A 24,780-nucleotide genomic window follows, 5' to 3' on the forward strand; every position below is an offset into this window, starting at 1 on the left:
AACCTGTACTCCCTCGTCGAGACGTGCAAGGCGAACGGCGTCGAGCCGTATCGCTATCTGGTCTGGCTGTTCACCAGGTTGCCGCTCGCCGCAACCGCCGACGACTATGCCGCCCTCATGCCATGGAGCATGCCTGCCACTCCCAACCTCTGATGGGCGTCGTTAAAAGACCGCATACAGACAAGCAATATCATCGATGTTGTCTATCGCGCCGAGCGTCTGTAGACTGCGCCGCATGTCCCAAACTCTCAACGAACACCGAATCAAGCGTCTTCTAACTCGCCATATCAAGCATGGAGACTGGAAGCGTTCCGATGCGCTCATCTCGGAATATTTCGTGGAGAATGCCTCTCGGCGAGCCGATTTAGTTGCAGTAAATGGAGCGCTCCGCGCCTACGAGATTAAGAGCGACGTCGACCACTTGACGCGTCTAACCGGCCAGGTCGAGGCCTACTCTCGTTATTTTGAATCCGTTACCGTGGTATGCACTCGTCGGCATCTAGCAGCTGTTTTGCAACAAACAGATTCTTCAGTTGGGGTTCTCTGCGCGTCGAATGATGGGATCGAGGAATATCGGACTCCTGTAACTCGACAGCTAGCCGATACCGATACTTGGCTCTCCCACCTTCCGATTACAGCTATCCGTGATGCGCTCTCACGCCGAGGGATTCAATGCCCAAGGGTGAATAGGCACGCCGTGGTCGAGGTTGCTCGTATGCACATGACTACAGAACAGGCCCGATCTGAGGTTCTGTGCTATCTAAAAACGCACAAGCTCAAGCAACGACGCGCCCTAGAACAAGAAAGAATCGCGAACACGAACAATGATCCGTTCGCAGAACATGCAGCAATGCTTCGGTCTTACCTTAAATCTCGAGGCATCGCCGCCTGCTGATCACAGCAGGTCCTCCCAATCCTCGTCGACATTAGCTTCATCTGAGTAATCGATTTGGCGCGACAAATGCATATTCACTCGTGCTGCAATCCACGACACTGGCGCCAATCCATGAGGATCGCCTGCAGCGGCCTGACGTATCATCGCAGCACCCCAGCAGTCGTTGTCAACAAGTTCGGGATAGCGCTCAAGTAGCGCAGTCGCACATTCTTGGTAGCCCTCACGACGTTGTTCACTTAGTTGTGGCCGTCGCTCGAAATTCCACGTGAAAGTATGAGCGGCGTCGATGCGAGGAATGAATGTTCCGCCTCCACCACGGATAATCGGATGGATGGAAGCATAGTCACCATAGAGACACTCTCGGCCGTCGCCGATCAATTCAGCATGGAGTTGGCGTTCTAGGATTTCTATTGAACCTCGCGTCTCCCCCTCATCCTCAGCAAATCTTCCGAGGTATGAAGGAAAACTTGATGAAAGGATAACGATTCGTGCGCTAGCGACCTCATCCCTGATGCGATCAATCGCATCAGCCGCAACCGCTGTAGCCTCTCTCTCAATTCCACGCACATACTTCAAATCAATAAATATCATTGCATTATCCGGCTCATCTAGAGAGCTCAGTGCATTGATAACCAATGGAAGCTCCTGCCCCGGATTTCGGACGCGAAACGCAAGTTGCTCTCGGGTGCGCTCAATCAGCTGCGCTTGTCGATAGACTTGCCGCCTAGTCGCATCAGGCACGATTTGGACGATAGGAATAGCATTCTCAAACTGCTCGATGTAGGTTCTCCACGCTCCGAAATTGTTGTCAGGAGACAGCAACTGCCCAACGGCATCGGGCGCGTGTCGCGCCTCACGCGTCAAATCCGCGAAGTATGGACGACCATCGCCGATTGCAGTTGAGCAATTCTGAATCGCGCGATCAAACTCAACCGCATTATGCCAACGTCCAAGCGTGAATAATGGGATAACTCTTTCTTTTCGCTCATCGCTCAACTGACGTAAACCCTGAATCTCGGCAACGCGCGACATGAGCGCAGGAAAATATTCATAATTATCAAAATCGGCCATCGGTCTCTCTCGCTGCGACTCATTCCGGGATGAGTCTTTTCCCATTTCCGCATTTACGAAAATATTCTTCTATCGACTCACAACAACGCGATATTACTTAGTCAAATGCAGACCATCGATATCGCTTCTCGCCTCGACAGTGTGCCAAAATCGTCGAAAGCCACGATATACAGTGCATGTGAACTTACCGTAGAACAGCGACAACAACCAACCCTGCCGTTTGATGTGAGTCAAAGCGTGCTAGATCTTCCGACTTTCAGTGCACGGAATCGCATCCGTAGAACTCATTTTTTAGGGGCATCAGTGGGGGCATAAAATCCCTCACCATTCCAGAACCGTCTTACTGGCATTGACGTATGAATTCTGTCGGGCCAGTCAAGCCCGAAACCCTCCCCGAGATTCACAAGAAACTCCCCTCTCACGCCACAACAACCGTAAACTCAACCCCCGACTCAAAATCCAGCGTCGTGGTCGAAAACCGTGGATCCTCGTCGAGGTAGAGCTTGTACGGTCGAACGGCGTCCTCGGCCGTGTACATGTTGTCGGCGAGTACAACCGCCCCCGGCCGTAGCAGGCGCTCGACCTGCTTGAACAGCTTCAGATAGGCGTCTGCCCATACGTCGATAAATACCATGTCGACGGTACCGTCCAGTTCGGCAACCGTGTCGAATACGTCGCCCTCCCGCAACTCGACATAGGCGTCCAGGCCGGCTGCTTCGACGTGAGCCCGCAACCGCGCACACTTGAGCGCATCGCCTTCGGTCGCGATGACCACGCCACGTCCCAACGTACGCAGCGCGTCGGCGAAATACAAAGTCGACACGCCGCAGGAACTGCCGAGTTCAAGGATTCTGGCCGGCCGTTGCGCGAGCACCATGTTGCGCAGAAACCTTCCTGTTTCCGCTGACACGGCTAACGATAAAGCACTGCCAGCCGACGACCCGAAATCTTCAGTGAACAAGCCGAACGTTTCCAGAAAACGCCCTCTTAGCCGAGGGGCGAGTGCTTCGTATTCGTCGACGAGCGTTGGAAACGCCTCATTCGGCCCTTGGAACTGCGCACGGGCGCGGGCGACGATTTCGCTCCGGCTTTCTTCATGAAGCCGTTGCAGAAGAACATGAGTAGTTGAAGTCAAGTGCGTTCCCTGATGAGGTTGATCACGTGGACCGCGTATCCAGCAATCGCCAATCCGCCGTCAGGCTCCACGATCTGCCGTTCCACCATCATCGGCGCGAACAGACGATGCTATGCCCGTCGCGCAAGCGTGATTGCGCGCTCAGGACACGCCGTCACGCAAAGCCCGCACGATCTGCACGCGTCCGCATTGGGCGTATACGCGACCTTCATTCCATGCACGCGCAGCTTCAACCGATGCATCAAACCAAGATCGAGGTAATCGGCCTGATCGATGCGCCGAACCTCGAACACGTTTTCAGGGCAAGCGGTCACGCAATCCCCCTTCCCTTCGCAACGTTTCATATTGACGACCGGCGCAATCACGCCCGCCTTCTGCTTGCAGTCGGCTGTTGATTTCTCGTGCATGTTCACTCCTCGGTAGGCCGCTTACCGCGCGATCGCCATGCGGCCCGAAATTGCTCGCGTTCTTCGGGCGTCATGGATTCCCACTTGCGCCAGTGGCGCCGGCCGTGCCAGCCGCGGTGTCCGCGGAATCCGCCGAACAGGATGCGGCTCAATACGAGCAGCCCCAGCGCATGGGCGAAGTCGATCGTCCGGGCGCCGACGAATAACCCCGGCATCACCCAATTCCACAGCATCATGACGACCCACCCGAGCACGCCGATGGCGACCACCACGAGCAGCGCTTTGCCCGCACATCTGATTCGAAAATTCATCCGTCGACTCCTCTAGATATCCAGTTCGTCATAAATGGGTTGCAGTCGCGCACGCAGATGCAGGACCGCATAGCGTTTGCGCGCGAGCAGCGTATTGAGCGTGACGCCGCTTTGCGCGGCCATCTCCTTGAAGGACTGCCCGTCCAGTTCGTGCGCGATAAAAACCTCGCGCTGATTCGCCGGCAATTCGTCGAGCGCATCCTGCAACGCCTTGAGCAACAACGTGCGAGCGTAGAGCGCTTCAGGGCCGGCATCGTGCGACGGTAGCGCGAGATCGAGGCGATACTCGCTGTCCGCTTCGTCGTCGGTATCGAGCAGATCGGCCAGCGGCTGCTCCTTCTTCTTGCGAAAACGATCGATGATGCGGTTGCGCGCCGTACGGAACAGCCACGCACTCGCCTGTTCGATTGGCGCGGGAAGCCGATAAGCCTGCACGAATTCGTGAAGCACATCCTGCAGAACGTCCTCGGCATCGTCCGGGTCGCGGATCCGGCGCCGAATGAAGTTCCCTAGCCTCGTTCGTTCACGCATCACCGTCGCAGTGATGTCGCGGTCCGGGTCGGTCATCGTTTGCGAAGTGGGTGGCGGTTCCATGCGTCTGAAGACGTTTCAGGCGCGCGAATATTGTGGCGAATGTGAAAAATTTGCGGCTGTACGCGTTACCTTCACTGCGTTGCAGGGGTTTCAAGGAACAGGCCCGATATGGCATGGGGACTAGCGCGACACGAATCGATTGACTCACGGCATCAACCCGAAGTACACTTCGCGCCGCGGGGTGGAGCAGTCTGGCAGCTCGTCGGGCTCATAACCCGAAGGTCGTAGGTTCAAATCCTACCCCCGCAACCAAATACCGAAGCCCGCTTTGCGAAAGCAAGCGGGCTTTTTGCTGTCCGGGGATGTCGCCGCGCATGCGGCGCAGCACGCGAAGATGGGGTAATCGACCGTTCGCCGCGACGTGCGACACGCGATCGCACCTCGTCCATTCTCCGCGGTCATGCAGCGAACATTGCGTAGAATTCCGAACCTTCTTCGGTTCAGCACACGGATTTCTCGAATGATTCGAACGATCGCGGCGCTCGCCGCGCTTTCAGCGATGACCGCCACGGCCAACGCCGCCGACACCGGCATGGCGCCTGCCAAGCAACGCTACGTCAGCCCGGGCATCGCCAACGTCACTGGCGCGGGCGCGGTAGCCCCACGCCCGGAAAGCACGTCCCCCGACACGCGGTGCCGGGAACTGGCCGCCGGCATCGATGCACTCACGCACTCGCCCGATCGCGGCCACCGAGTCGTGCGCGGGATAGGCCCGGACGGCAAACCGCGCAACGAACGGCATGCCTATGACAAACGGGCCGACCTGGAAGCCGAGCACCTGCGCGTCGGCTGCCAATAACGAATTACGACCAACGACGAACGCACCGTGACCCGGCTCACTCGCACCGGGCATCGGTCTTTACGCGTTCGCGCCGCCGTCGATCGTCAACCCGGTCCCATTGATCGACCGCCCGTCCGGCCCGACGACGAACGCCACGAGCGCGGCCACGTCATCGGCCTTGCCGTACTGCTGAATCGCCATGGTCCGGCAAACGCTGATCGAGATGCGCGAGGGCACGGTCGACGCGTTGTGGGAACGCCTCGCACAAGGCATCGCGACCGGTGAAATATCGGCGCACGCGAATCTCGACGCAATCGCGCGCTACTACGTGACGGTTCAGCAGGGCATGTCGATCCAGGCGCGCGACGGCGCGAGCCGCCGCGATCTGGAGGCCATCGCGCAAGCCGCGCTGGCCGCGTGGCCGGCGCTCGTCGGCACGAGCAGCGCGGCCGGTGGGTAGCGGCAGGACGCCGCGCAGCGATTACTGCTTCTCGGCTTGCTGAACGTCCTTCGACGCATGCCATACGCGATAGCGCACGTCGAAGCCGTCGGGTACATAGACGACCAGCGGCAGGCGGCTGTTGTAGCGCAGCAGTTGACCGTCACTGCGCACCTGCACGAACCGTTGCTGCGGCGCCTGGCCCGGGCACGCCATCAGCGTCGATGCCGGCCCCTTCACGTCGGTGAGCCGGTAGTACGTATAGCCCCAGCCCTTCACGTCCTCGGCAGTCAGCTCGCCGCCGAACCACTGCTGGTTGCAGTCGGTCTGCAGCGTCTTGCCGATCATCAGCTCGACGCGCGCATCGCCCTCGTTCTCGAGCGCGGGCAGCGCGATCACGACGCGCTGCTGGCCGCTCGCCGCCTGCGGAAACATCTTGATCGACTCGGCCGACACGGCGGGCGCGGAGGCCGGCGCGGCCACGCATGCGGCGGCGGTCGTCACGCAGAAGGCGGCCAGCGCGGCCCGGATCGCGAATTTCATCGATGTGCTCCTGAAAAACAAATGAGCCCCGGATGCTAACACTTTCGTCGCAAGACCTTACGAGGCTGTAATTTGGCGACACAATTGCAAACAGCCGGCAATCCCCGGGCGCGGTACTTATACCGGAACCAACGGAGAACATCATGCTGAAGCTCATTGCCGCCGCCGGCGTCGCTACCCTGCTGGCCGGCTGCGTCGTCGCCCCGGACGCCGGATACGGCTACGGGCAGCCTTACTATTCCGATCCCGGCTATGCGTACGCGCCGTCCCCCGTGTACGGCACGGTCAACATCTGGGGCGGTGGCGGCGGACGCGACTGGGATCGCGGCCGGCGCGACTACCATCGCTGGGACGGCGATCGCGGCAACCGCGGCAACGGCTGGGGGCGCGGCGGCGGACACCGCGGCGACTGGAACGGAGGCGGCGGTGGCGGCGGTCATCGCCACTGACGCGCAATTGCAACCGTTTGTATCCGCGCACGGCCCGCCGAAGGCCGGCGGCGCATTACGCCCCCCAACGAATCGGCCGCACAAAAAGACAAAGGCCCTCGCATCGAGCGAGGGCCTTTCGTCGTCCGGCCCGGCGAAGTGAACATCGACGGGTACGGGTCAACCGGCCCGAAACCCGCCCGCGCTTACCAGCCGGCCGGCTGCGCGTAGCCGCCCCGCACCGGCGCCCCGCACACGTACGCACGCTGGTAGCGGTCGTAGCAATAGTTCGGGCCGTCGTCCTGATACTGCGCCTGTTGATACGTCGGGTAGGCAGGCTGCTGGTACGCGGGCGCCTGGTAGTACGTCGGCGGTTGATAGGCCGGCGCCTGGTACGCGGGCGCCTGATACGCGACGGGCGGATTCATCGCGGACGTCACGATCGCGCCCAGCACCGCGCCGCCGATCAATGCGCCGATGACGGCGCCGCCGTCGCGGCCATGCGCGGACGCCGGGCCCGCGACCGCGAGCGAACCGGCAAGGACACACACTGCGGCAATCTTTTTCATGATGGACTCCCACGCGAAGTGGTACTGGATGCGATGCATTGTGGCGGGACGCGGCCGTAATAGATGCAGCAAGTGGTAACGCGCGATTACCGTATCGCCCGCGTCGAAACGCGTCGTCGCCGTGCTACGATTTTCGGCAGACAGGAGACGCCTTCATGCAGCCTGAAACCGCCCGCCGTTTCGATACCGAATTCGCGCCGCGCATCGCGCAGGCGATCGCCGCATTCTTTGCCGATCACGTTCAGACCGACGTCGTCCCCTATGGCGGGCACGGGCACCCGACGCGCGTGCAGATCCGCAGCGCGCCACACGAGCACGTGAGCGGCTTCGTGTATCCGCTGAATCTCGAACTGACCTGGGACATCGACGAAATCGAGAGGCTGATGGAACCGGACGGCCCGCGGCGCTTCGAGCACTATCTCGCCGCGTTGCCGAAAAAGCTGGGTGCCTGGCAAAGCGCCCGCGACATCGATCTCGCGTCGCGCACGCAGGCCGAGCCGCTCGTGCGGCTCGGCGGCCTCGACTTCGAAGGTTGAATGCGCGTGCCCGCCGGCCCCCGCGCGGCTTGGCGTCACACGATCCGGCGCGGTGATACACTCGATCGGCCCCGTGCCGGCGCGCCCGCGCCGGCCGGGCCGTTCATCGCCGCCGCCCCTGCACATGGTTGCGCACGCAACCGGCAAGCGGGCGCGCGGACAACCACGCTCTCGCTCCCGTCATGAACGCCGATACCGGCCTGCCGCTTCCGCAACGTTACTGGGCGATCGTCTGCGTCGCCCTGGGCATCACGCTCGCCGTGCTCGACGGCGCCATCGCGAACGTCGCATTGCCGACCATCGCGCGCGACCTGCACGCGTCCGACGCGGCGTCGATCTGGATCGTCAACGCGTACCAGCTCGCGGTCACGATCACGCTGCTGCCGCTCGCGTCGCTCGGCGAACGCATCGGCTATCGCCGCATCTACATCGCCGGGCTCGCCCTCTTCACCGCGGCGTCGCTCGGCTGCGCGCTCGCCGGCTCGCTGCCGATGCTGGCCGTGATGCGCGTGATCCAGGGGTTCGGCGCGGCCGGCATCATGAGCGTCAACGCGGCGCTCGTGCGGATGATCTACCCGTCGTCGATGCTCGGGCGCGGGCTGTCGATCAACGCGATGGTGGTCGCGCTGTCGTCGGCGATCGGGCCGACGGTCGCGTCCGCGATCCTGTCGTTCGCGTCGTGGCCGTGGCTCTTCGCGGTCAACGTGCCGATCGGCATCGCGGCCGTGCTCGGCAGCGTGCGCGCGCTGCCGGCCAACCCGCTGCACGACGCGCCGTACGACTTCCCGAGCGCGCTGATGAACGCCTGCGTGTTCGGCCTGCTGATCACGGCCGTCGACGGGCTCGGTCACGGCGAAGGTCATGCGTACGTCGCGACCGAACTGGCCGTCGCATGCGTGGTCGGCTACTTCTTCGTGAAGCGTCAGTTGTCGCAGCCGGCGCCGCTGCTGCCGGTCGACCTGATGCGCATCCCGATGTTCGCGCTTTCGATCTACACGTCGATGGCGTCGTTCACGTCGCAGATGCTCGCGTTCGTCGCGCTGCCGTTCTGGCTGCAGAATTCGCTCGGTTTCTCGCAGGTCGAGACGGGCCTCTACATGACGCCGTGGCCGCTCGTGATCGTGTTCGCCGCGCCGCTCGCGGGCGTGCTGTCGGACCGCTATTCGGCCGGCATTCTCGGCGGAATCGGGCTCGCGCTGTTCGCGGCCGGGCTGCTGTCGCTCGCGACGATCGGCGCACACCCGGGCACGGTCGACATCGTGTGGCGAATGGCGCTGTGCGGCGCGGGCTTCGGGCTGTTCCAGTCGCCGAACAACCGCGCGATGCTGTCGTCGGCGCCGCGCGAGCGCAGCGGCGGCGCCGGCGGCATGCTGACCACCGCGCGCCTGACGGGCCAGACGCTCGGCGCCGCGCTCGTCGCGCTGATTTTCGGGCTCGTGCCCGACCGCGGGCCGACGATCGCGTTGTATGTCGCCGCGGTGTTCGCGGCGGTGGCCGCGCTCGTCAGCCTGCTGCGCATCGCGTCGCCGCGGCCGGACACGGCGGCCTGACACCGTCTTACCGCGCTCGCGGCGGCCATCATGCGGCGTCGAGCGTATCCATCACGAAGCGCACGCGCGCCTTCACGCTCACGCGTGGCAATTCGATCAGCCGATAGCCGTACGACGTATAGCAATCGACCATCGCGTCATGGGTCCGCACCGCTTCGGCAAAATCCTGCCGGCGCTCGGTGTCCTGCACATAGATGTCGGGCCAAGGCGGCGCGACGAACACGCGCCGGTGATAGCGGAAACGCCGCGCCGCGGCTTCCGCGTGCGCGGGTACCGCCAATCCGGTCAGCCGCAGATAACCGATCACGTCCGGCACGCCGCGGTCGAAGAACACCGGCCCGCGCGCCTGCCGCGCGAGATGGTAGGAGCGCATCTCCCAGCCCAGCATCAGCTCGGCGAACGCCGCCGGGTCGCGCCACGGCAGCGCAGGGCCGTCGACCGCCACCTGGTCGCGGATCACGCCGCGCCCGGCCTCCTGCGAGCGAGCAAAGCCAGCGCGCTCCAGCGCATCGAGCAAGGTGCTCTTGCCCGAGCCCGGGCCGCCCGTCACGACGAAGAACCGGCCGGCCGTATCGCCCGCCGTTTCGTCGTCGCTGCCGGCGCCCGGCGCGCACTCACGCATGCGCGACCCGCCGGCCCGCGCGCTGGGTGACCGACGCCGCCGCCGCGACACTGCGCAGGTCGGCGACGAACGTATCGCGCCAGACCGACAGGTCGTTCTCGCGCAGCCGCGCGAGGTTCTGCTCGTGACGCGCCTGCCGCTCCGCGAGCGGCATCGACAGCGCGCGTTCGAGCGCCTCGGCCATCTGCGACAGGTCGTACGGATTGACGAGCAGCGCGCCGGTCAGCTCGACCGCCGCGCCCGCGAACTCCGACAGCACGAGCACGCCCGGATCGGCCGGATCCTGCGACGCGACGTATTCCTTCGCGACGAGATTCATCCCGTCGCGCAGCGGCGTCACGTAGCCGACCTGCGACATCCGGAAGAACGCCATCAGCAGGTTGCGCTCGTACTTGCGGTTCAGGTACTGGATCGGCGTCCAGTCGAGCTGCGAGAAGCGGCCGTTGATGCGGCCGGCCTCGCCTTCCAGCGTTTCGCGGATGTGCTGATAGGTCTGCACGTCGGAACGCGTCGGCGGCGCGATCTGCAGCAGCGACACGCGCCCCTGCCAGCCCGGCGCATTCGCGAGCATCCGCTCGAACGACTGGAAGCGCTCGACGAGCCCCTTCGAGTAATCGAGGCGGTCGACGCTCATCACCAGCTTCCGATCGCCCAGCGCCTCGCGCAGCATCTTGACCGGCTTGCGCGTGCCGTACTGGACGGCCGCCTGCGCGATCGCGTCAGGATGCACGCCGATCGGATAGGCGGCGACCTTCACGACGCGGCCATGCGCGTGCAGCATCCCGTCGTCGCTCGCCGCGCCGATGCCGCGCCGCTCGATGTAGTCGGTGAACGCCTGCTTGTCGGCGTCGGTCTGGAAGCCCGCGACGTCGTACGCGCACATGAACTTCACGAGTTCCTCGTGCGGCGGCACGAGGCGCAACATGTCGGGCGACGGAAACGGGATATGCAGGAAGAAGCCGATCGGGTTCTTCACGCCGAGCTCGCGCAGGCAGTGCGCGAACGGCAGCAGGTGGTAGTCGTGCACCCAGATCAGGTCGTCCGGACGCAGCAGCGCGGCGAGCTGCTTCGCGAGCATCGCGTTCACGCGCAGATAACCGGCGTACTCCTGCCGGTCGAAGCGCGCGAGATCGCCGCGGTAATGGAACACCGGCCACAGCGTCGCGTTCGAGAAGCCGCGGTAGTACTGGTCGTAGTCGCGCCGGGTCAGCCCGACCGTCGCATACGTCACGTTGCCGTCCCGCTGGATCGCGGGCTCGGCATCCGGCGCACCGACGATCTCGCCGTTCCACCCGAACCAGACGCCGCCCGTTTCCTTCAGCGCGTCCATCACGCCGACGGCCAGGCCGCCCGCGCTCGGGCGCGTGTCCTCGCCGGCGGCGACACGATTCGATACCACGATCAATCTGCTCATGCGACTTCCCCTCCTCGATTCGATTGGCTGGCGCGCGACGCACGCCCACGCGGGCGCGGCGGCCCGAAGGCGGCCGCGCGGCGACTCAGTTCCGAGAATTGCAATGAAATACGGCGATGGAATGCGGCGACGACCGCATCAGGCGTCCTGCTCCTGCCCGAGGTCGCGTTGATAGTCGAGCCCTTCCGGGCGAGCCCCGCCCTGGTTGTGATCGCCGTCCGACGGTGTCTCGTCCGGCGCACCCGCAGGCGGGGCCGAAGGCGCGTCGATCCGCGGACGCGGCGGCGCTTCCGGATGGTCGGCCGCCGCGACAGGCGGCCGGCGTGACAACCGTTTCGAACGGCGCATGGCTGGGTGTCTCATAAGCGGCGCGGCTCGAGGCCGTCGTAGAAACATTCCATAACAAAACAGTCTAGGTCGCTTGATCGCATCCGAAGGTAACAATTACCTTCAATTTGTAACGTTTCGACCCCTCGCCGATCATCTATCCGACAATAACGCCGCCCGCGCGCACGCGGCCCGCCGCACGGCGATTTGTCAAAGCTTTGCAGTTTTCCCATGACAATTGCGAAACAATGACGCGGCATCAGGGGCGTGCACGCGTCGCCGCTCACCCAGACAGGACTTGCACTCAGGGATGAACATTCGTTTCGAATCGCCGCGCCGGGCCACGCCGGCGCGCGTCGTGCTGGCCGTGATCGCCACGGCCGCACTGCTGTCCGGCTGCAATTCGCTGTACAGCGAAGGGGCGACCGCCAGCGCCGGTATCGCGGGCGCCGCGATCGCCTCCAAGGTCACCAACAACGCCGCCGTCGCGACGGGCATCGGCCTCGGCGCCGTCGCCGGCGCGCGGGCCGGCGTCCAGTACTCGCAGCGCGTCGCGCACCGCTACACGCAGGAGCAGATCGCGAAGGCGGCCGGCCCGCTCGACGTCGGCGGCGTCGCGCCGTGGTCGACGCACCATTCGTTCCCGATCGAGGACGACGAGCAGGGCCGCGTGACGGTCAGCCGGATGATCAGCGTCGGTCCGCTCGACTGCAAGGAAATCGTGTTCGCGGTCGATACGCCGGCGAAGGCCGACAAGGCCGCGCAATCGGCGTTCTACGTCGCCACCATCTGCCGCGACGGGCCCGTGTGGAAATGGGCGTCGGCCGAACCGGCGACCGAACGGTGGGGCGCGCTGCAATGAGCGTCGCGATCCGTATCGCGGCGATCGGCGCGCTGTACGCGGCGACGGTCGCACTGTCGGGCTGCGGGTCGGTCGGCGCCGCGAGCGGCGCGCTGGCCGGCGCGGCGACGGGCCTCGTCACCGCGAACCCGGCGGTCGGCGTCGGCGTCGGGATCGCCGTGCAGGCCGCGACCGACGAAGCCGTCAACCGCACGATGAAGCAGCTCCATCAGAATCAGCAGGACGCGATCGCGAAGACGGCCGGCAGTCTCGCCGTCGGCGAAGTGAAGCCGTGGAAGGTGAAGAACACGCTGCCGCTCGAAAACGGCGAAGGCGAAGTGCGCGTCACGCGCGCGTATTCGTCGGCGCTCGCGCTGTGCAAGGAATTCGCGTTCTCGGTGAAGGACGGCGACAAGGCCGACTGGTATTTCGCGAATGCGTGCCAGCAGGGCACGCACTGGAAGTGGGCGTCGGCGGAACCGGCCGTCGATCGGTGGGGGAATTTGCAGTAACGGGGCGATGCGCCGCGCGTCGCGCGCGGCGCCCTTGGCGTTCTGCGAGGTGCAGCTATGCCGAGCGCCCCGCCAACATCACGACTCGACGTCCTCGAGACTGAAGATCTCCGTCTGGTCGTTGTACGAGAAGATCTCGCCATAACGGCCCCAGTCGATCACCGCGTCGAGCGTTTCCTCGGCCGCGCCGTCCGACAGGAAATCCTCGAGCTCCTGCTCGAAGCGCACGCGCGGCGCGCGATGGCCCGGGCGCTCGTTCAGCACCTTCTTGATCCGCGCGGCGAGCGGCACGTGCTTCAGCAGGTGATCCGCGAACATCAGCTTGCGCTCCTGCGTGCCGAATTCCGCGAACACGCGCCCCGGCGGCGTCAGGAACACGTCGCCTTCGCGCACGTCCGCGAAGCCGAGGTACTGCAGCACTTCCGCGATCGGGAACAGGTCGTCGACCTCGAGGTGCAGCGTGCGCGCGATTTCCGGCATGTCCGCGCGGCCGTGGTACGGCGCCATCGCGAGCGTCTCGATCAGGCCGGCCATCAGGTTGGTCGACACCTGCGGCAGCCAGCTGCCGAGTTCCAGCCCCTTCTTCGTCGCCTCGCCGGTCTGACGCGCGGTCATCTTCGCGTAGATGTCGTCGACGAGCTTGCGGAACGCCGGGTCGAGACGATTGCGCGGGTGCTTGAACGGCACCTTGATCTCGGCGATCACGCGACCCGGGTTCGACGAGAGCACGAGGATCCGGTCGCACATGAACACCGCTTCCTCGATGTTGTGCGTGACGATCAGCACCGACTTGATCGGCATGCGGCCCTGCGTCCACAGATCGAGCAGGTCGGTACGCAGCGTCTCGGCCGTCAGCACGTCGAGTGCGGAGAACGGCTCGTCCATCAGCAGAATGGTCGGATCGACGACGAGGGCGCGCGCGAAACCGACGCGCTGGCGCATCCCGCCCGACAGCTCGCGCGGGTACGCGTTCTCGAAACCGTCGAGACCGATCAGGTCGATCGCGGCCAACGCACGCTCGCGCCGCTCGCGCGCGCCGACGCCGAGTGCCTCCAGCCCGGCTTCCACGTTCTGCAGCACGGTGAGCCACGGGAACAGCGCGAAGGTCTGGAACACCATCGCGACGCCCTCGGCCGGGCCGCGCAGCGGCTTGCCGAGATAGGTCACCTCGCCGCCGGTCGGCTCGATCAGCCCGGCGATGATGCGCAGCAGCGTCGACTTGCCCGAGCCCGAGCGGCCGAGCAGACCGACGATCTCGCCTTCGCGCAGCGACAGGTTCGCGTCGTCGAGCACGAGCAACTCGCCCTGCGTCTTGTTGAAGCCGCGGCAGACGTGATCGACGCGCAGGATTTCTTCACCGAGGCGCGGCGGCTGGGACGTCTGGACGGGGGCGTTTACAGCATTCGGATTGTGCATCGCGTTTCGCTCTCAATCGGTCTCAGTCGAGCCGCAGCTTCGCCTCGGCGAAGGCATACAGCGGGCGCCACAGCAGGCGGTTGAACAGGGTGACGAACAGGGACATCACGGCGATGCCCAGGATGATCTTCGGAAAATCGCCGGCGGCGGTGGTCCGCGCGATGTAGGCACCGAGACCATGCGCCTCGATGCGCGTGCTGCCCCACTGCACGGCTTCCGACACGATGCTCGCGTTCCACGCGCCGCCCGAGGCGGTGATCGCGCCCGTCACGTAGTACGGGAAGATGCCGGGCAGGATCGCCTGACGCCACCACTGCCAGCCGCGGATGCGGAAGTTGGTCGCCGCTTCGCGATAGTCGTTCGGGTAAGACGTTGCGCCGGCGATCACGTTGAACAGGATATACCACTGCGTGCCGAGCACGATCAGCGGCGACAACCAGATGTCCGCGTTCAGGTGGAAGCGCGCGATCACGATCACGAACACCGGGAACAGCAGGTTCGCCGGGAACGCGGCGAGGAACTGCGCGAGCGGCTGCAGCTTCTCGGCCAGCTTCGGACGCAGCCCGACCCATACGCCGATCGGCACCCAGATCACCGACGCGATCGAGATCAGCACGACCACGCGCAGCAGCGTGATGAGCCCGAGCACGAGCACGTGGCCGACTTCGGCCATCGTCACGCCGGTCGCCACGAAGCTGACGACGCGCCATACGATATAGGCCGTGCCGAGCAGCACGAGCCCCGCCCAGGCAATGTCGACCGTGCGCGACGCCTTCTTCTCGACTTTCGGCAGCGAGAAGCGCATCGCGCCCGACAGCGGCAGGCGCAGCGGGATCCGCGCGGCCTTCGCGAACAACCAGCCGGCCGGCACGAGCAACTGATGAATCAGCCGCGTGCGGCGCACGAGGTCGAGCAGCCACGATTGCGGCGCGTCGCCCGACGCGGTGTTCTCCATCCGGAACTTGTCGGCCCACGCGATGAGCGGGCGGAACAGGAGCTGGTCGTACGCGAGGATCACGACCGTCATCGTCAGGATCACCCAGCCGATCGCGCCGAAGTTCTTGTCCGAGATCGCCTGCGCGAGATACGCGCCGATGCCCGGCAGCGTGATCGTCTGGTTGCCGACGGTGATCGCCTCCGACGCGACGACGAAGAACCAGCCGCCCGACATCGACATCATCATGTTCCAGATCAGGCCCGGCATCGAGAACGGCACTTCGAGCTTCCAGAAGCGCTGCCAGGACGTCAGGTGAAAGCCGCGCGACACTTCGTCCAGGTCGCGCGGCACCGTGCGCAGCGACTGATAGAAGCTGAACGTCATGTTCCACGCCTGGCTCGTGAAGATCGCGAAGATCGCGGCCAGTTCGGCACCGAGCACGCGGCTCGGGAACAGCGCGAGGAAGAACGTGACCGTAAACGAGATGAAGCCGAGCACCGGCACCGACTGCAGGATGTCGAGAATCGGGATCAGCACCATGCCCGCGCGGCGGCTCTTGGCCGCGAGCGTGCCGTAGACGAGCGTGAACGCCAGCGACGCGACCATCGCGGCGAGCATCCGCAGCGTGGTGCGCAGCGCGTATTCGGGCAGGTTCGACGGATCTAGCGAGATTTTCTGCGTCTGCAGCACGCCGATCGGCGCCATCGTTTCATGAAAACCGACCACCGCCATCGCGATCAGGCAGATGATCAGCGGAAAGGCGATGAAGTCCCACCGGTTCGGCAACACGCGCCACGCGGATGCGTTGGCGGTCCGGTTCGGATTGAAGAATCCGACGTTCATCAGGCGCCCTCCCCGGTAAGGCCGATCGAAGCCGGCAGTCGATGTTGATTCATGGCAAAGCGCACGGGCGCGGTAATTCGATTGACTGGCGATCTCGCGCACGCGGCGCGCCGTGCGTGCATGCGTCGCCGCAGCCGGTCGAGCCGGGCCGCGACGGCACGACACTACACCAACCTGTATTTCAGGTACAACCGTCCGGGGACGGCGCAGGCAACGCATGGATCGTGCCCGGCGCGTGGACGGATGGCGGGCGCGCGGTACGGAACAGCCTGGCCGCAGTCCTGCGGCCGGCACGCAGGCCCGAATTATGCCGTGATCCGGCCCGGCCGTGAACCCGCCCCCCGCACACGGGCACAAACCGTGTCCCGGATCAGCAGCCGGATACGGCGAAGCAGGTATGATCGGGGCTAGCCCCCGGGGTCCGTTGCGGCCGTGTCGCCTCAAGGCACACGCGCGCCGTGTCAACCGGCCCCGGGGATCGACCGACGAGCGGGAGGAAGGGAATGGCAGGAAACTTGGTGATCGTCTGTCGCGATCAGGATGCCGACGCGTTCTATGAACTCATGCAGGAGTACGGGTCGTTCCAGACCCGGCTGTCGTCCACGGCGTGGTACCTGAACATGAACGTCGTGCCGGAATCGCTGCAGGAGGAAATCCTGGAGCGCCTCGGCCGGTATACGACCGTCTATATCTTCGAGGCCACCACGGTGACCTACAACACGATCGACAGCAACGCGGCCGAGACGCTCGGCACGCTGTTCGGCGAATGACGCCGTGCGGCGCCAGCCCGGCCGGGCCGGCGCCGCCACCGCTCATACGGCCTGTGCGTGGGATTCGTCGTCTTTCGGCACGACGTCGAACGGGAACGTCATCGACACGCGCAGGCCGCCTTCGGGACGATTGCCGATGTCGCACGCGCCGCCCAGCCTGAGCACGAGCCGCTCGACGATCGCAAGGCCGAGCCCGCTGTGGCCGTTCCCGCCGCGCGCGGGATCGAGCCGCACGAACGGCCGCGTGGCGGCCGCGAGGTCGCGCGGCGCGATGCCGCCGCCGCTGTCGCCGACCGACAACACGTAGCCGGCCGGCGTGCGCGCCGTCTCGACGAGCACGGGCGGCGCGCCGTACGCATGCGCATTGTCCAGCAGGTTCGACAGGAGCCGGTCGAGCGTCGCCGTCGGCAGCCGGAAGCCGGGACCGGCCTCCAGCCGCGTCTGGACCGCGGGCGCGTTCGGCGCGACCGCGCGATAGCTGCGCGCGACCCGCTCGCACGCCTGATCGACCGGCACCGGCTCGCTGCGGTCGGCCCCGCCATGCGCAAACACCAGGAACTGGTCGACGATGTGCGACATCGAGTCGACGTCGCGCACCACGCCGTCGCGCAGCCGCGCGTCGTCCATCATTTCCGCCCGCAGGCGCATCCGGGCGAGCGGCGTGCGCAGGTCGTGCGCGACGCCGGCCAGCATCACCGCGCGATCGCTCTCGGCCTGCGACACCTGCTCGACCATCTGGTTGAAGCCATGCGTGAGCTGGCGCAGCTCGCGCGGCCCGCGTTCGCGCAGCGGCGGCACCGGCTGCCCGCGGCCGAAACGCGCGACCGCGCGCGCCAGCGAACGCAGCGGCTGCTGCAACTGCCAGGCCGCGAACAGCGCGGCGATCACGCCGGCCGAGAAGATCGTGCCGAGCCACAACAGCATCCGGTCGAGCGAGCGCGGCGGCCGCAACGGCTGCACGGGCACCACGATCCAGTTGCGGTCGGCCGGCTCCTTCACCCACAGCACCGGCGGATGGCCGGGCGTCCCGATCTCGACCTGCGTGCCGGGCGGCATGCGGTCGCTCACGTCGTCGCGGAACCGCTTCAGCGGCGGCGGCAGCCCCGCATCGCCGCCCTTCGGCACGTCGGCGCTATCCGGCGACACGAGCCGCACGCGCGACGGCAGCGGCTGGTCGGGCGTGCGCGCGACGTGCTGGCGCACCGCGTCGACCAGGAACGCGGCCTCCTCGACCGCATAACGCGTCTGCATCTGGTTGCGCTCGAGCCGTATCGCGAAGAACCACGCGAAGTGCGACAGAAGCAGGACGCCGACGACGAGCAGCGCCAGCCGCCCGAACAGCGAATCAATGGGTTTGCGCATGGGCCTCGCCGTCGGGCACGAACACGTAGCCGCGCCCGCGGACCGTCTGGATGAAGCGCGGCGTCGACGGATCCGTTTCGAGGATGCGGCGCAGGCGCCACACCTGGACGTCGATGCCGCGGTCGGTGCCGTCGTACTCGGGCCCGTGCAGCAGCTCGAGCAGCCGCTCGCGCGTGAGCGTGCGCAGCGCGTGGTTCACGAAGATCTTCAGCAGCGCGAATTCGCTGCTCGACAGCGTGGCCGGCTTGCCGTCGACCGACAGCGTGCGCGCCTGGAAGTCGAGCAGGAAGCGGCCGAACGCGAACGGCTCGCGCTGCTCGGGCGCGGCCGCCGACGGCGTCGCGCGGCGGCGGCGCAGCACGGCCTGCACGCGCGCGAGCAGCTCGCGCGGGTTGAACGGCTTGCCGAGGTAGTCGTCCGCGCCGAGCTCGAGCCCGACGATGCGGTCGACGTCGTCCGCCCGCGCGGTCAGCATGATCACGGGGATGTCGTCGCCGGCCGCGCGCAGCTGGCGCAGCGCGGTCAGGCCGTCCACGCCCGGCATCATCAGGTCCAGCACGATCAGGTCGGGCCGCTCGCGCTCGAGGCGCTTCTCGAGCGTCGCCGCGTCATGCAGCACGGACACTTCCATCCCCTGGCGCACGAGATAGTCGCGCAGCAGGTCTCGGAGTTCTTGGTCGTCGTCGACGATGAGGATCTGGGTAGTCATGGCTCGAAGTTTACCGCGCGAGGGAGGAGTGGAAGAACGAAACAAAGGGGCGAAAGGGTTACTGCGGGTTACCGCGCAAGGGAACTGTAATGCCCGGTAACCGGGCAGCCACCCCGCGTAACACCCGCCGGCGCCTGCATCGCTAACCTGCGTCTTACCGGATGCGGCACCGGCTTTCCCGGCACCGCATCGCCGGACCCTTTGGATACAAGGAGTTTCTGAAATGTATAAGAAGACTTCCCGCGTGGCCATCGCGGCCGCCACCGTGCTCGCTCTCGCATTCGGCACCGCGCATGCCGCGCAACCCACCGACATGCCGCCGCCGGGCGGCCCCGGCATGCACTGGATGCACGACGGGCACGAAGGCGGCCCGTTCGGCGCGGTCATGAGACTGCACGACCAGTTGAAGCTCAACGCGTCGCAGGAACAGCAATGGCAAGCGGCCGTCAACACGATGAAGCAGAATCGTGACGCGATGCGCAAGAGCCACGAGCAGATGCGCGAGCAGTTCAAGGCGCAGCAGAACCAGCCGATCCTCGACCTGAGCGCGATGCATTCGGCACGCCAGCAGGCGGAGGCGCAGAACGCGCAACTGCGCGAGCAGACGTCCGCCGCATGGCTCACGTTCTACAACGGGCTGAACGACCAGCAGAAGACCATGGTCAGCACCGCGCTCAAGCAGCAGTTCGCGAAGATGGAACAGCGCCACGAGAAGATGAAGGAGCGCTGGGAGCAGCATCGCGCGGCCGCCAAGGGCGCGTCGACGCCGGCGCAGTAAGCTGGCGGGCCGCTTCCGCAGCGGCATCGAAGGGGACGCAGGCACTGCCCTGCGTCCCCTTTTTCGTTTCAGGCGACGTCGAACAGCAGCACCTCGGCCGCGCGGCCGCGCGCGAACGCCACCGCGGCCACCCCGCCGCTCCGCGCGCCGTCGCCGGCAGCCAGCGCGCGGCCGTCGACCGCGACCTCGCCGCGCGCCACGTGCACGTAGACGCTGCGCCCGGCCGGCACGTCGAACGCCGTCGTCTCGTTGCCGTCGATCAGCCCCGCGAAGATGCGAGCGTCCGCCCGCATCGACAGTGCGCCGTCGCCACCGTCGGGCGCCGCGACGAGCCTGAGCCGCCCGCGCTTCTCGTCGTCGGCGAAACGCCGCTCCTCGTAGCCGGGCCGCCCGCCCCGCTCGGCCGGCTGCAGCCCGATCCGCAGCAGATGCAGCGGCCGGTCGCGCGACGCGTTGGTTTCGCTGTGCATGAGCCCCGTGCCGGCGCTCATCCGCTGGATGCCGCCAGTCCGGACGATCGCGCCGCAGCCGAGGCTGTCGCGGTGCGCGAGCACGCCATCCAGCACGTAAGTGACGATCTCCACGTCGCGGCGCGGCTGCATTCCGAAACCGCGCGTCTGCGCGATCAGATCCTCGCTCAGCACGCACAACGCGCCGACGGGCCGACGCACCGGCGCATGCGCGGTGCGGCAGGCGGACGAAAAACTGTAACTCGATTCGAGCCAGCCGTGACGCGTGCGCCAGCGGTCTTCGGCGCGCAGGATCTGGAACATTGGGGGACGCTCGGCGGCGCGGATGTTCTGTTCGGGTTTACCTCCACTGCAGGGGGAGGCCGACAGCGCCACAATCCGCCGCCCGCGCACCGCATCGTTGCACTCGCGCAACCAATTGCAGAAATATTCGTTGCGAATACCACGATTGTCGCAACAGCCGAATCGAGGAATCGGTCGACCGTGCCGGATTGCCGTTTTCCGGGTATCGCGTTCGGGTAAAATACCGCCCTTTTGGCGTTCGCCGTTCGGGCGGCCGCCAACGTCAGAGCGCCGATCGGCGATTTTTGGCCGTCTAGAATACGCCGCGGCGCCCGGTTCGACCGGCCGCGAGCGCCCCCGGAAAGTCAGCAACAGAAGGATGGAAATGAAGAAGGCCGCCCTGTGCGCCGCCCTCGCCCTCGTGGCGGGCAGCGCCTTCGCGAAGGAGTGGAAGACCGTGCGGATCGGCGTCGACGCCAGCTACCCGCCGTTCGAGTCGACCGCGCCGAGCGGCGAGATCGTCGGTTTCGACGTCGATCTCACCAAGGAAATCTGCAAGCGGATCAACGTGAAGTGTGTGTGGGTGCCGCAGGATCTCGACGGGATCATCCCGGCGCTGAAAGCGAAGAAGTACGACGTCATCGTGTCGTCGCTGACCGTCACGGACAAGCGTCGTCAACAGATCGACTTCTCCGACAAGGTGTACGACGCGCCCGCGCGGATGATCGCGAAGACCGGCTCGCCGCTGCTGCCGACGGTCGCGTCGCTGAAGGGCAAGCGCGTCGGCGTCGAGCAGGGCTCGACGCAGGAAACCTACGCGAAGGCGTATTGGGAACCGCAGGGCGTGACGATCGTTCCTTACCAGAACCAGGACCAGGTCTATACCGATCTCGGCTCGGGCCGCCTCGACGCGACGCTGCAGGACGAGCTGCAGGCCGACTACGGCTTCCTGCGCACGCCGCGCGGCAAGGGCTTCGCGTTCGCCGGGCCGGAAGTGAAGGATCCGAAGACGATCGGCGACGGCACCGCGATCGGCCTGCGCAAGGAAGATACCGACCTGAAGCTCAAGATCAACCGGGCGCTGGCGGACATGCACAAGGACGGCACGTACGACCGACTGTCGCACAAGTATTTCTCGTTCAGCGTCTATTCGGCGCCGGCCCGCTGACCGCGGCCTAGGCAGAAGCAGCGGATGCGGGGCGGCCCCGCGTCCGGGCAGTACAGGCAGTCAACCACGCGCCGCCCGCTCCCTTGCCCGCCGCTCGCGCGACGGGCGGGCCCGGCACCGTTGCCGGGGCGGACGGTCATGATACGCACGGGGCGTTCCGCGCAGCTAGGCGGACGCGTCTTTCGCGGCGCACCGCGTGCGCCCTCAGGGACCACACCAGGGACCCCATATGTTTCTACAAGGCTACGGCCCGCTGATCCTCGCCGGCACCTGGCAAACCGTCAAACTGGCGGTGCTTTCGCTTGCGCTGTCGTTCCTGCTGGGGCTGCTCGGCGCCGGCGCGAAGCTGTCGCGCAACCGGGTGACGAGCGGCATCGGCACCGTCTATACGACGCTGATCCGCGGCGTGCCCGATCTCGTGCTGATGCTGCTGCTGTTCTACAGCCTGCAGATCTGGCTGAACATGGCGACCGACGCGCTCGGCTGGGACCAGATCGACATCGACCCGTTCCTCGCCGGCGTGCTCGTGCTCGGCTTCATCTACGGCGCGTACTTCACGGAGACGTTCCGCGGGGCGTTCCTGTCGGTGCCGCGCGGCCAGCTCGAAGCCGGCAGCGCATACGGGATGACGAACTGGCAGGTGTTCACGCGGATCATGTTCCCGCAGATGATGCGCTTCGCGCTGCCGGGCATCGGCAACAACTGGCAGGTGCTCGTGAAGTCGACCGCGCTCGTGTCGATCATCGGCCTGGCCGACGTCGTGAAGGCGTCGCAGGACGCCGGCAAGGGCACGCTGCGGTTCTTCTTCTTCACGCTGATCGCGGGCGCGGTCTACCTGGCCATCACGACGATCTCGAACTTCGTGCTGATGTGGCTCGAAAAGCGCTACTCGACCGGTGTCCGCAAGGCTGACCTATGATCGAACTCATCCAAGAATACTGGCGCAACTATCTCTACACCGACGGCTATCGCATCACCGGTGTCGCGATCACGCTGTGGCTGCTGGTCGTGTCGATCGGCCTCGGCTTCTGCCTGTCGGTGCCGCTCGCCGTCGCGCGCGTGTCGAAGAAGAAGTGGCTGTCGGGCGCCGTGTGGCTGTACACGTACGTGTTCCGCGGCACGCCGCTCTACGTGCAGCTGCTGCTCTGCTACACGGGCCTGTACAGCCTGCAGGCCGTGCGCGGCACGCCGATGCTCGATGCGTTCTTCCGCGATGGAATGCACTGCACGCTGCTCGCGTTCACGCTGAACACCTGCGCGTACACCACCGAAATCTTCGCGGGCGCGATCAAGGCGACGTCGTACGGCGAGATCGAAGCCGCGCGCGCGTACGGGATGTCCCCGTTCACGATGTATCGCCGCGTGATCCTGCCGTCGGCGCTGCGCCGCGCGCTGCCGCTGTACAGCAACGAAGTGATCCTGATGCTGCACGCGACCACCGTGGCGTTCACCGCGACCGTGCCGGACATCCTGAAGATCGCGCGCGACGTGAACTCGGCGACCTACATGTCGTTCCACGCGTTCGGCATCGCCGCCCTGCTCTACCTCGTGATCTCGTTCACGCTCGTGTGGCTGTTCCGCCAGGCCGAGCGCCGCTGGCTCGCGTATCTGCGCCCGCAAGGCAAGTAAGTTTCCGCAGGAATATTGATGAATTCCCAGACTCAAAAGCTTTTCGTCGACGATCTCCACAAGCGGTACGGCGATAACGAGGTGCTCAAAGGCGTGTCGCTGAGGGCGAACTCGGGCGACGTGATCAGCGTGATCGGCTCGTCCGGCTCCGGCAAGAGCACGATGCTGCGCTGTATCAATTTCCTCGAGCAGCCGAACGCGGGCCGCATCTTCGTCGACGGCGAGGAAGTGCGCACCGCGCTCGACAAGACGGGCGCATTGCGCGCGGCCGATACGAAACAGCTGCAGCGCGTGCGCACCAAGCTGTCGATGGTGTTCCAGCACTTCAACCTCTGGTCGCACATGAACGTGATCGAGAACGTGATGGAAGCGCCGGTGAACGTGCTCGGCATCCCGAAGAAGGAAGCCGAGGACCGTGCGCGCGAGTATCTCGAGAAGGTCGGCCTCGCGCCGCGCGTCGAGAAGCAGTATCCGTCGCATCTGTCGGGCGGCCAGCAGCAGCGCGTGGCGATCGCGCGGGCGCTCGCGATGCATCCTGACGTGATGCTGTTCGACGAGCCGACCTCGGCGCTCGACCCGGAACTGGTGGGCGAAGTGCTGAAGGTCATGCAGAAGCTGGCCGAGGAAGGGCGCACGATGATCGTCGTCACGCACGAAATGGGCTTCGCGCGCAACGTGTCGAATCACGTGATGTTCCTGCACCAGGGGCGCGTCGAGGAAGAAGGCGTGCCGGCCGAGGTGCTCGCGAACCCGAAGAGCGAGCGCCTGCGCGCGTTCCTGTCGGGCAGCCTCAAGTAACGCCCGCGCGCACCCCGCCCGAACGGGCGCCCCGCGGTCCGCCGCGCGGCGCCCGTTTTGCGTTTACGCGGCGCTCACCGGCATGCCGTCGGCGAACGCGCGCAGTTCGTCGCCCGCCAGCCGGTAACGCACCCATTCGCTCTGCGGCGCCGCGCCGACGCTCTCGTAGAAGCGGATCGCCGGCTCGTTCCAGTCGAGCACGCTCCATTCGAAACGCCCGCAGCCCGATTCGACCGCGATCCGCGCGAGCGCCTTCAGCAGCCGCAGCCCCGCGCCGGCGCCGCGAAAACGCGGCGATACGTACAGATCCTCCAGATACAGCCCCTGCCGCGCGAGCCACGTCGAATACGAGAAGAAATACACGGCGAAGCCGGCCGGCTCGCCGTCGACCTCGCACATCAGCGCACGCGCCGGCGAGCCTTCGCCGAACAGGCTGCGTTCGAGCGATTCGGGCGTCGCGACGACTTCGTGCTCCGCCTTCTCGTAGACGGCCAGCTCGGTGATGAAGCGCAGGATCAGCGGCACGTCGGCGACGGTGGCGGAACGGATATCGATTTGCACGGGTTGAGCCCTCCTCCGGCCCGGATGTGAAACGGAAAGGCGGCGCCGCGCCCCCGCGCTGGCGCCGCTCAAACCGTCATGC

General features: G+C 65.7%; 30 protein-coding genes, 1 tRNA gene and 2 pseudogenes. 16 read left to right on the top strand and 17 right to left on the bottom strand.

The genetic code is table 11. The features are described 5' to 3' along the window. A partial coding sequence (locus AC3IFE_RS15835; protein ID WP_489191111.1) for a transposase domain-containing protein occupies nt 1–153 on the top strand: 153 nt, incomplete at its 5' end. Nucleotides 154–235: 82 nt separating this feature from the next. Continuing rightward, complete coding sequence (locus AC3IFE_RS15840; protein WP_489191070.1) at nt 236–895, top strand: sce7726 family protein; 660 nt, start codon at nt 236–238, stop codon at nt 893–895. Here the strand turns inward: AC3IFE_RS15840 and AC3IFE_RS15845 are convergent, their stop codons facing one another. The 5 genes from AC3IFE_RS15845 to AC3IFE_RS15865 all read right to left on the bottom strand — a co-directional run bounded on the left by AC3IFE_RS15845 (nt 896) and on the right by AC3IFE_RS15865 (nt 4,413). Then, nucleotides 896–1,966 carry a beta family protein gene (locus tag AC3IFE_RS15845; protein WP_489191072.1) on the bottom strand — a complete coding sequence of 357 codons (1,071 nt, stop codon included), beginning with the start codon at nt 1,964–1,966 and terminating at the stop codon, nt 896–898. Between the two features lie 418 nt (nt 1,967–2,384). Beyond that, nucleotides 2,385–3,101 carry an O-methyltransferase gene (locus AC3IFE_RS15850; protein WP_489191073.1) on the bottom strand — a complete coding sequence of 239 codons (717 nt, stop codon included), beginning with the start codon at nt 3,099–3,101 and terminating at the stop codon, nt 2,385–2,387. Nucleotides 3,102–3,211: 110 nt separating this feature from the next. Beyond that, nucleotides 3,212–3,508 carry a 4Fe-4S dicluster domain-containing protein gene (locus tag AC3IFE_RS15855; RefSeq protein ID WP_489191074.1) on the bottom strand — a complete coding sequence of 99 codons (297 nt, stop codon included), beginning with the start codon at nt 3,506–3,508 and terminating at the stop codon, nt 3,212–3,214. A gap of 2 nt (nt 3,509–3,510) precedes the next feature. After that, nucleotides 3,511–3,819, bottom strand: a complete 309-nt coding sequence (locus AC3IFE_RS15860; RefSeq protein WP_489191075.1) for a hypothetical protein — start codon at nt 3,817–3,819, stop codon at nt 3,511–3,513. Nucleotides 3,820–3,831: 12 nt separating this feature from the next. Then, complete coding sequence (locus tag AC3IFE_RS15865; protein ID WP_489191076.1) at nt 3,832–4,413, bottom strand: sigma-70 family RNA polymerase sigma factor; 582 nt, start codon at nt 4,411–4,413, stop codon at nt 3,832–3,834. A gap of 175 nt (nt 4,414–4,588) precedes the next feature. Between AC3IFE_RS15865 and AC3IFE_RS15870 the strand changes: the two genes are divergently transcribed. Both AC3IFE_RS15870 and AC3IFE_RS15875 read left to right on the top strand, forming a co-directional pair. Continuing rightward, nucleotides 4,589–4,665: transfer RNA gene (locus AC3IFE_RS15870), tRNA-Met, on the top strand. Between the two features lie 208 nt (nt 4,666–4,873). Further along, nucleotides 4,874–5,212 (top strand): hypothetical protein, encoded by a 339-nt coding sequence (locus AC3IFE_RS15875; protein WP_489191078.1) that lies wholly within the window; start codon nt 4,874–4,876, stop codon nt 5,210–5,212. A gap of 60 nt (nt 5,213–5,272) precedes the next feature. Here the strand turns inward: AC3IFE_RS15875 and AC3IFE_RS15880 are convergent. After that, a pseudogene (locus AC3IFE_RS15880) lies at nt 5,273–5,395 on the bottom strand (oxidoreductase); the annotation flags it as partial. 1 nt (nt 5,396) lies between these two features. Here AC3IFE_RS15880 and AC3IFE_RS15885 point away from each other — a divergent pair. Next, nucleotides 5,397–5,654, top strand: a pseudogene (locus tag AC3IFE_RS15885) (TetR/AcrR family transcriptional regulator); the annotation flags it as partial. A 21-nt stretch (nt 5,655–5,675) separates the two neighbouring features. Here AC3IFE_RS15885 and eco read toward each other — a convergent pair. Next, nucleotides 5,676–6,176: a serine protease inhibitor ecotin gene (gene eco / locus AC3IFE_RS15890; protein WP_089468146.1), complete on the bottom strand. Its 501-nt coding sequence runs from the start codon at nt 6,174–6,176 to the stop codon at nt 5,676–5,678. 143 nt (nt 6,177–6,319) lie between these two features. Here eco and AC3IFE_RS15895 point away from each other — a divergent pair, with 143 nt between their 5' ends. After that, on the top strand, nt 6,320–6,625 hold the full coding sequence (locus tag AC3IFE_RS15895) for a hypothetical protein (RefSeq protein ID WP_069618066.1): 306 nt from the start codon (nt 6,320–6,322) through the stop codon (nt 6,623–6,625). A 185-nt stretch (nt 6,626–6,810) separates the two neighbouring features. On the opposite strand, the gene AC3IFE_RS15900 is transcribed toward AC3IFE_RS15895, so the two are convergent. Continuing rightward, entirely contained in the window at nt 6,811–7,212 is a 402-nt protein-coding gene (locus AC3IFE_RS15900; protein ID WP_489191079.1) for a hypothetical protein, read from the bottom strand. A gap of 116 nt (nt 7,213–7,328) precedes the next feature. On the opposite strand from AC3IFE_RS15900, the gene AC3IFE_RS15905 reads away from it, so the two are divergent. Further along, nucleotides 7,329–7,709: a DUF5594 family protein gene (locus AC3IFE_RS15905; protein ID WP_301740282.1), complete on the top strand. Its 381-nt coding sequence runs from the start codon at nt 7,329–7,331 to the stop codon at nt 7,707–7,709. A 182-nt stretch (nt 7,710–7,891) separates the two neighbouring features. Beyond that, entirely contained in the window at nt 7,892–9,259 is a 1,368-nt protein-coding gene (locus tag AC3IFE_RS15910; protein WP_489191080.1) for an MFS transporter, read from the top strand. Between the two features lie 28 nt (nt 9,260–9,287). Here AC3IFE_RS15910 and AC3IFE_RS15915 read toward each other — a convergent pair whose 3' ends face one another. The 3 genes from AC3IFE_RS15915 to AC3IFE_RS15925 form a co-directional block, all read right to left on the bottom strand. Continuing rightward, nucleotides 9,288–9,881, bottom strand: coding sequence for an AAA family ATPase (locus AC3IFE_RS15915; RefSeq protein WP_489191081.1), 594 nt, complete (start codon nt 9,879–9,881; stop codon nt 9,288–9,290). Beyond that, nucleotides 9,874–11,295, bottom strand: coding sequence for an alpha,alpha-trehalose-phosphate synthase (UDP-forming) (otsA, locus tag AC3IFE_RS15920; protein WP_489191082.1), 1,422 nt, complete (start codon nt 11,293–11,295; stop codon nt 9,874–9,876). Before otsA ends, AC3IFE_RS15915 begins: the two co-directional genes overlap by 8 nt. A 138-nt stretch (nt 11,296–11,433) precedes the next feature. After that, entirely contained in the window at nt 11,434–11,643 is a 210-nt protein-coding gene (locus tag AC3IFE_RS15925; protein ID WP_489191083.1) for a hypothetical protein, read from the bottom strand. Nucleotides 11,644–11,932: 289 nt separating this feature from the next. On the opposite strand from AC3IFE_RS15925, the gene AC3IFE_RS15930 reads away from it, so the two are divergent. Then, the gene (locus AC3IFE_RS15930; protein WP_489191084.1) at nt 11,933–12,484 is read left to right on the top strand and encodes a hypothetical protein; all 552 of its coding nucleotides are present in this window, start codon (nt 11,933–11,935) and stop codon (nt 12,482–12,484) included. Beyond that, nucleotides 12,481–12,975, top strand: coding sequence for a hypothetical protein (locus tag AC3IFE_RS15935; RefSeq protein WP_489191086.1), 495 nt, complete (start codon nt 12,481–12,483; stop codon nt 12,973–12,975). Before AC3IFE_RS15930 ends, AC3IFE_RS15935 begins: the two co-directional genes overlap by 4 nt. 78 nt (nt 12,976–13,053) lie before the next feature. Here AC3IFE_RS15935 and AC3IFE_RS15940 read toward each other — a convergent pair whose 3' ends face one another. Both AC3IFE_RS15940 and AC3IFE_RS15945 read right to left on the bottom strand, forming a co-directional pair. Beyond that, nucleotides 13,054–14,391 (bottom strand): ABC transporter ATP-binding protein, encoded by a 1,338-nt coding sequence (locus AC3IFE_RS15940; protein WP_006755837.1) that lies wholly within the window; start codon nt 14,389–14,391, stop codon nt 13,054–13,056. A 22-nt stretch (nt 14,392–14,413) separates the two neighbouring features. Further along, a complete protein-coding gene (locus AC3IFE_RS15945; RefSeq protein ID WP_489191087.1) occupies nt 14,414–16,171 on the bottom strand; it encodes an ABC transporter permease in 1,758 nt (585 codons plus the stop codon). Nucleotides 16,172–16,674: 503 nt separating this feature from the next. On the opposite strand from AC3IFE_RS15945, the gene AC3IFE_RS15950 reads away from it, so the two are divergent. Next, nucleotides 16,675–16,941 carry a double-stranded DNA-specific endonuclease gene (locus tag AC3IFE_RS15950; RefSeq protein ID WP_011545926.1) on the top strand — a complete coding sequence of 89 codons (267 nt, stop codon included), beginning with the start codon at nt 16,675–16,677 and terminating at the stop codon, nt 16,939–16,941. Nucleotides 16,942–16,983: 42 nt separating this feature from the next. On the opposite strand, the gene AC3IFE_RS15955 is transcribed toward AC3IFE_RS15950, so the two are convergent. Then, nucleotides 16,984–18,303, bottom strand: a complete 1,320-nt coding sequence (locus tag AC3IFE_RS15955; protein ID WP_489191089.1) for an ATP-binding protein — start codon at nt 18,301–18,303, stop codon at nt 16,984–16,986. Continuing rightward, nucleotides 18,287–19,012 carry a response regulator gene (locus AC3IFE_RS15960; RefSeq protein WP_006493394.1) on the bottom strand — a complete coding sequence of 242 codons (726 nt, stop codon included), beginning with the start codon at nt 19,010–19,012 and terminating at the stop codon, nt 18,287–18,289. The genes AC3IFE_RS15955 and AC3IFE_RS15960 overlap by 17 nt, the downstream gene beginning before the upstream one ends. 223 nt (nt 19,013–19,235) lie before the next feature. On the opposite strand from AC3IFE_RS15960, the gene AC3IFE_RS15965 reads away from it, so the two are divergent. After that, nucleotides 19,236–19,790: a Spy/CpxP family protein refolding chaperone gene (locus tag AC3IFE_RS15965; protein WP_489191091.1), complete on the top strand. Its 555-nt coding sequence runs from the start codon at nt 19,236–19,238 to the stop codon at nt 19,788–19,790. Between the two features lie 68 nt (nt 19,791–19,858). On the opposite strand, the gene AC3IFE_RS15970 is transcribed toward AC3IFE_RS15965, so the two are convergent. Continuing rightward, a complete protein-coding gene (locus AC3IFE_RS15970; RefSeq protein WP_489191112.1) occupies nt 19,859–20,563 on the bottom strand; it encodes a pirin family protein in 705 nt (234 codons plus the stop codon). Between the two features lie 364 nt (nt 20,564–20,927). Here AC3IFE_RS15970 and AC3IFE_RS15975 point away from each other — a divergent pair, with 364 nt between their 5' ends. From AC3IFE_RS15975 to AC3IFE_RS15990, 4 genes are all read left to right on the top strand, one after another. Next, nucleotides 20,928–21,710 carry an ABC transporter substrate-binding protein gene (locus AC3IFE_RS15975; RefSeq protein ID WP_489191093.1) on the top strand — a complete coding sequence of 261 codons (783 nt, stop codon included), beginning with the start codon at nt 20,928–20,930 and terminating at the stop codon, nt 21,708–21,710. Between the two features lie 229 nt (nt 21,711–21,939). Then, nucleotides 21,940–22,629, top strand: a complete 690-nt coding sequence (locus AC3IFE_RS15980; protein ID WP_089468159.1) for an ABC transporter permease — start codon at nt 21,940–21,942, stop codon at nt 22,627–22,629. Then, nucleotides 22,626–23,339 carry an ABC transporter permease gene (locus AC3IFE_RS15985; RefSeq protein WP_059576621.1) on the top strand — a complete coding sequence of 238 codons (714 nt, stop codon included), beginning with the start codon at nt 22,626–22,628 and terminating at the stop codon, nt 23,337–23,339. Before AC3IFE_RS15980 ends, AC3IFE_RS15985 begins: the two co-directional genes overlap by 4 nt. Before the next feature lie 18 nt (nt 23,340–23,357). Beyond that, complete coding sequence (locus tag AC3IFE_RS15990; RefSeq protein ID WP_089468160.1) at nt 23,358–24,137, top strand: ABC transporter ATP-binding protein; 780 nt, start codon at nt 23,358–23,360, stop codon at nt 24,135–24,137. Between the two features lie 63 nt (nt 24,138–24,200). Here the strand turns inward: AC3IFE_RS15990 and AC3IFE_RS15995 are convergent, their stop codons facing one another. Continuing rightward, on the bottom strand, nt 24,201–24,698 hold the full coding sequence (locus AC3IFE_RS15995; RefSeq protein WP_089468161.1) for a GNAT family N-acetyltransferase: 498 nt from the start codon (nt 24,696–24,698) through the stop codon (nt 24,201–24,203). Nucleotides 24,699–24,780 lie beyond the last annotated feature (82 nt).

Source organism: Burkholderia sp. APQ4-4ca, from assembly GCF_057837105.1.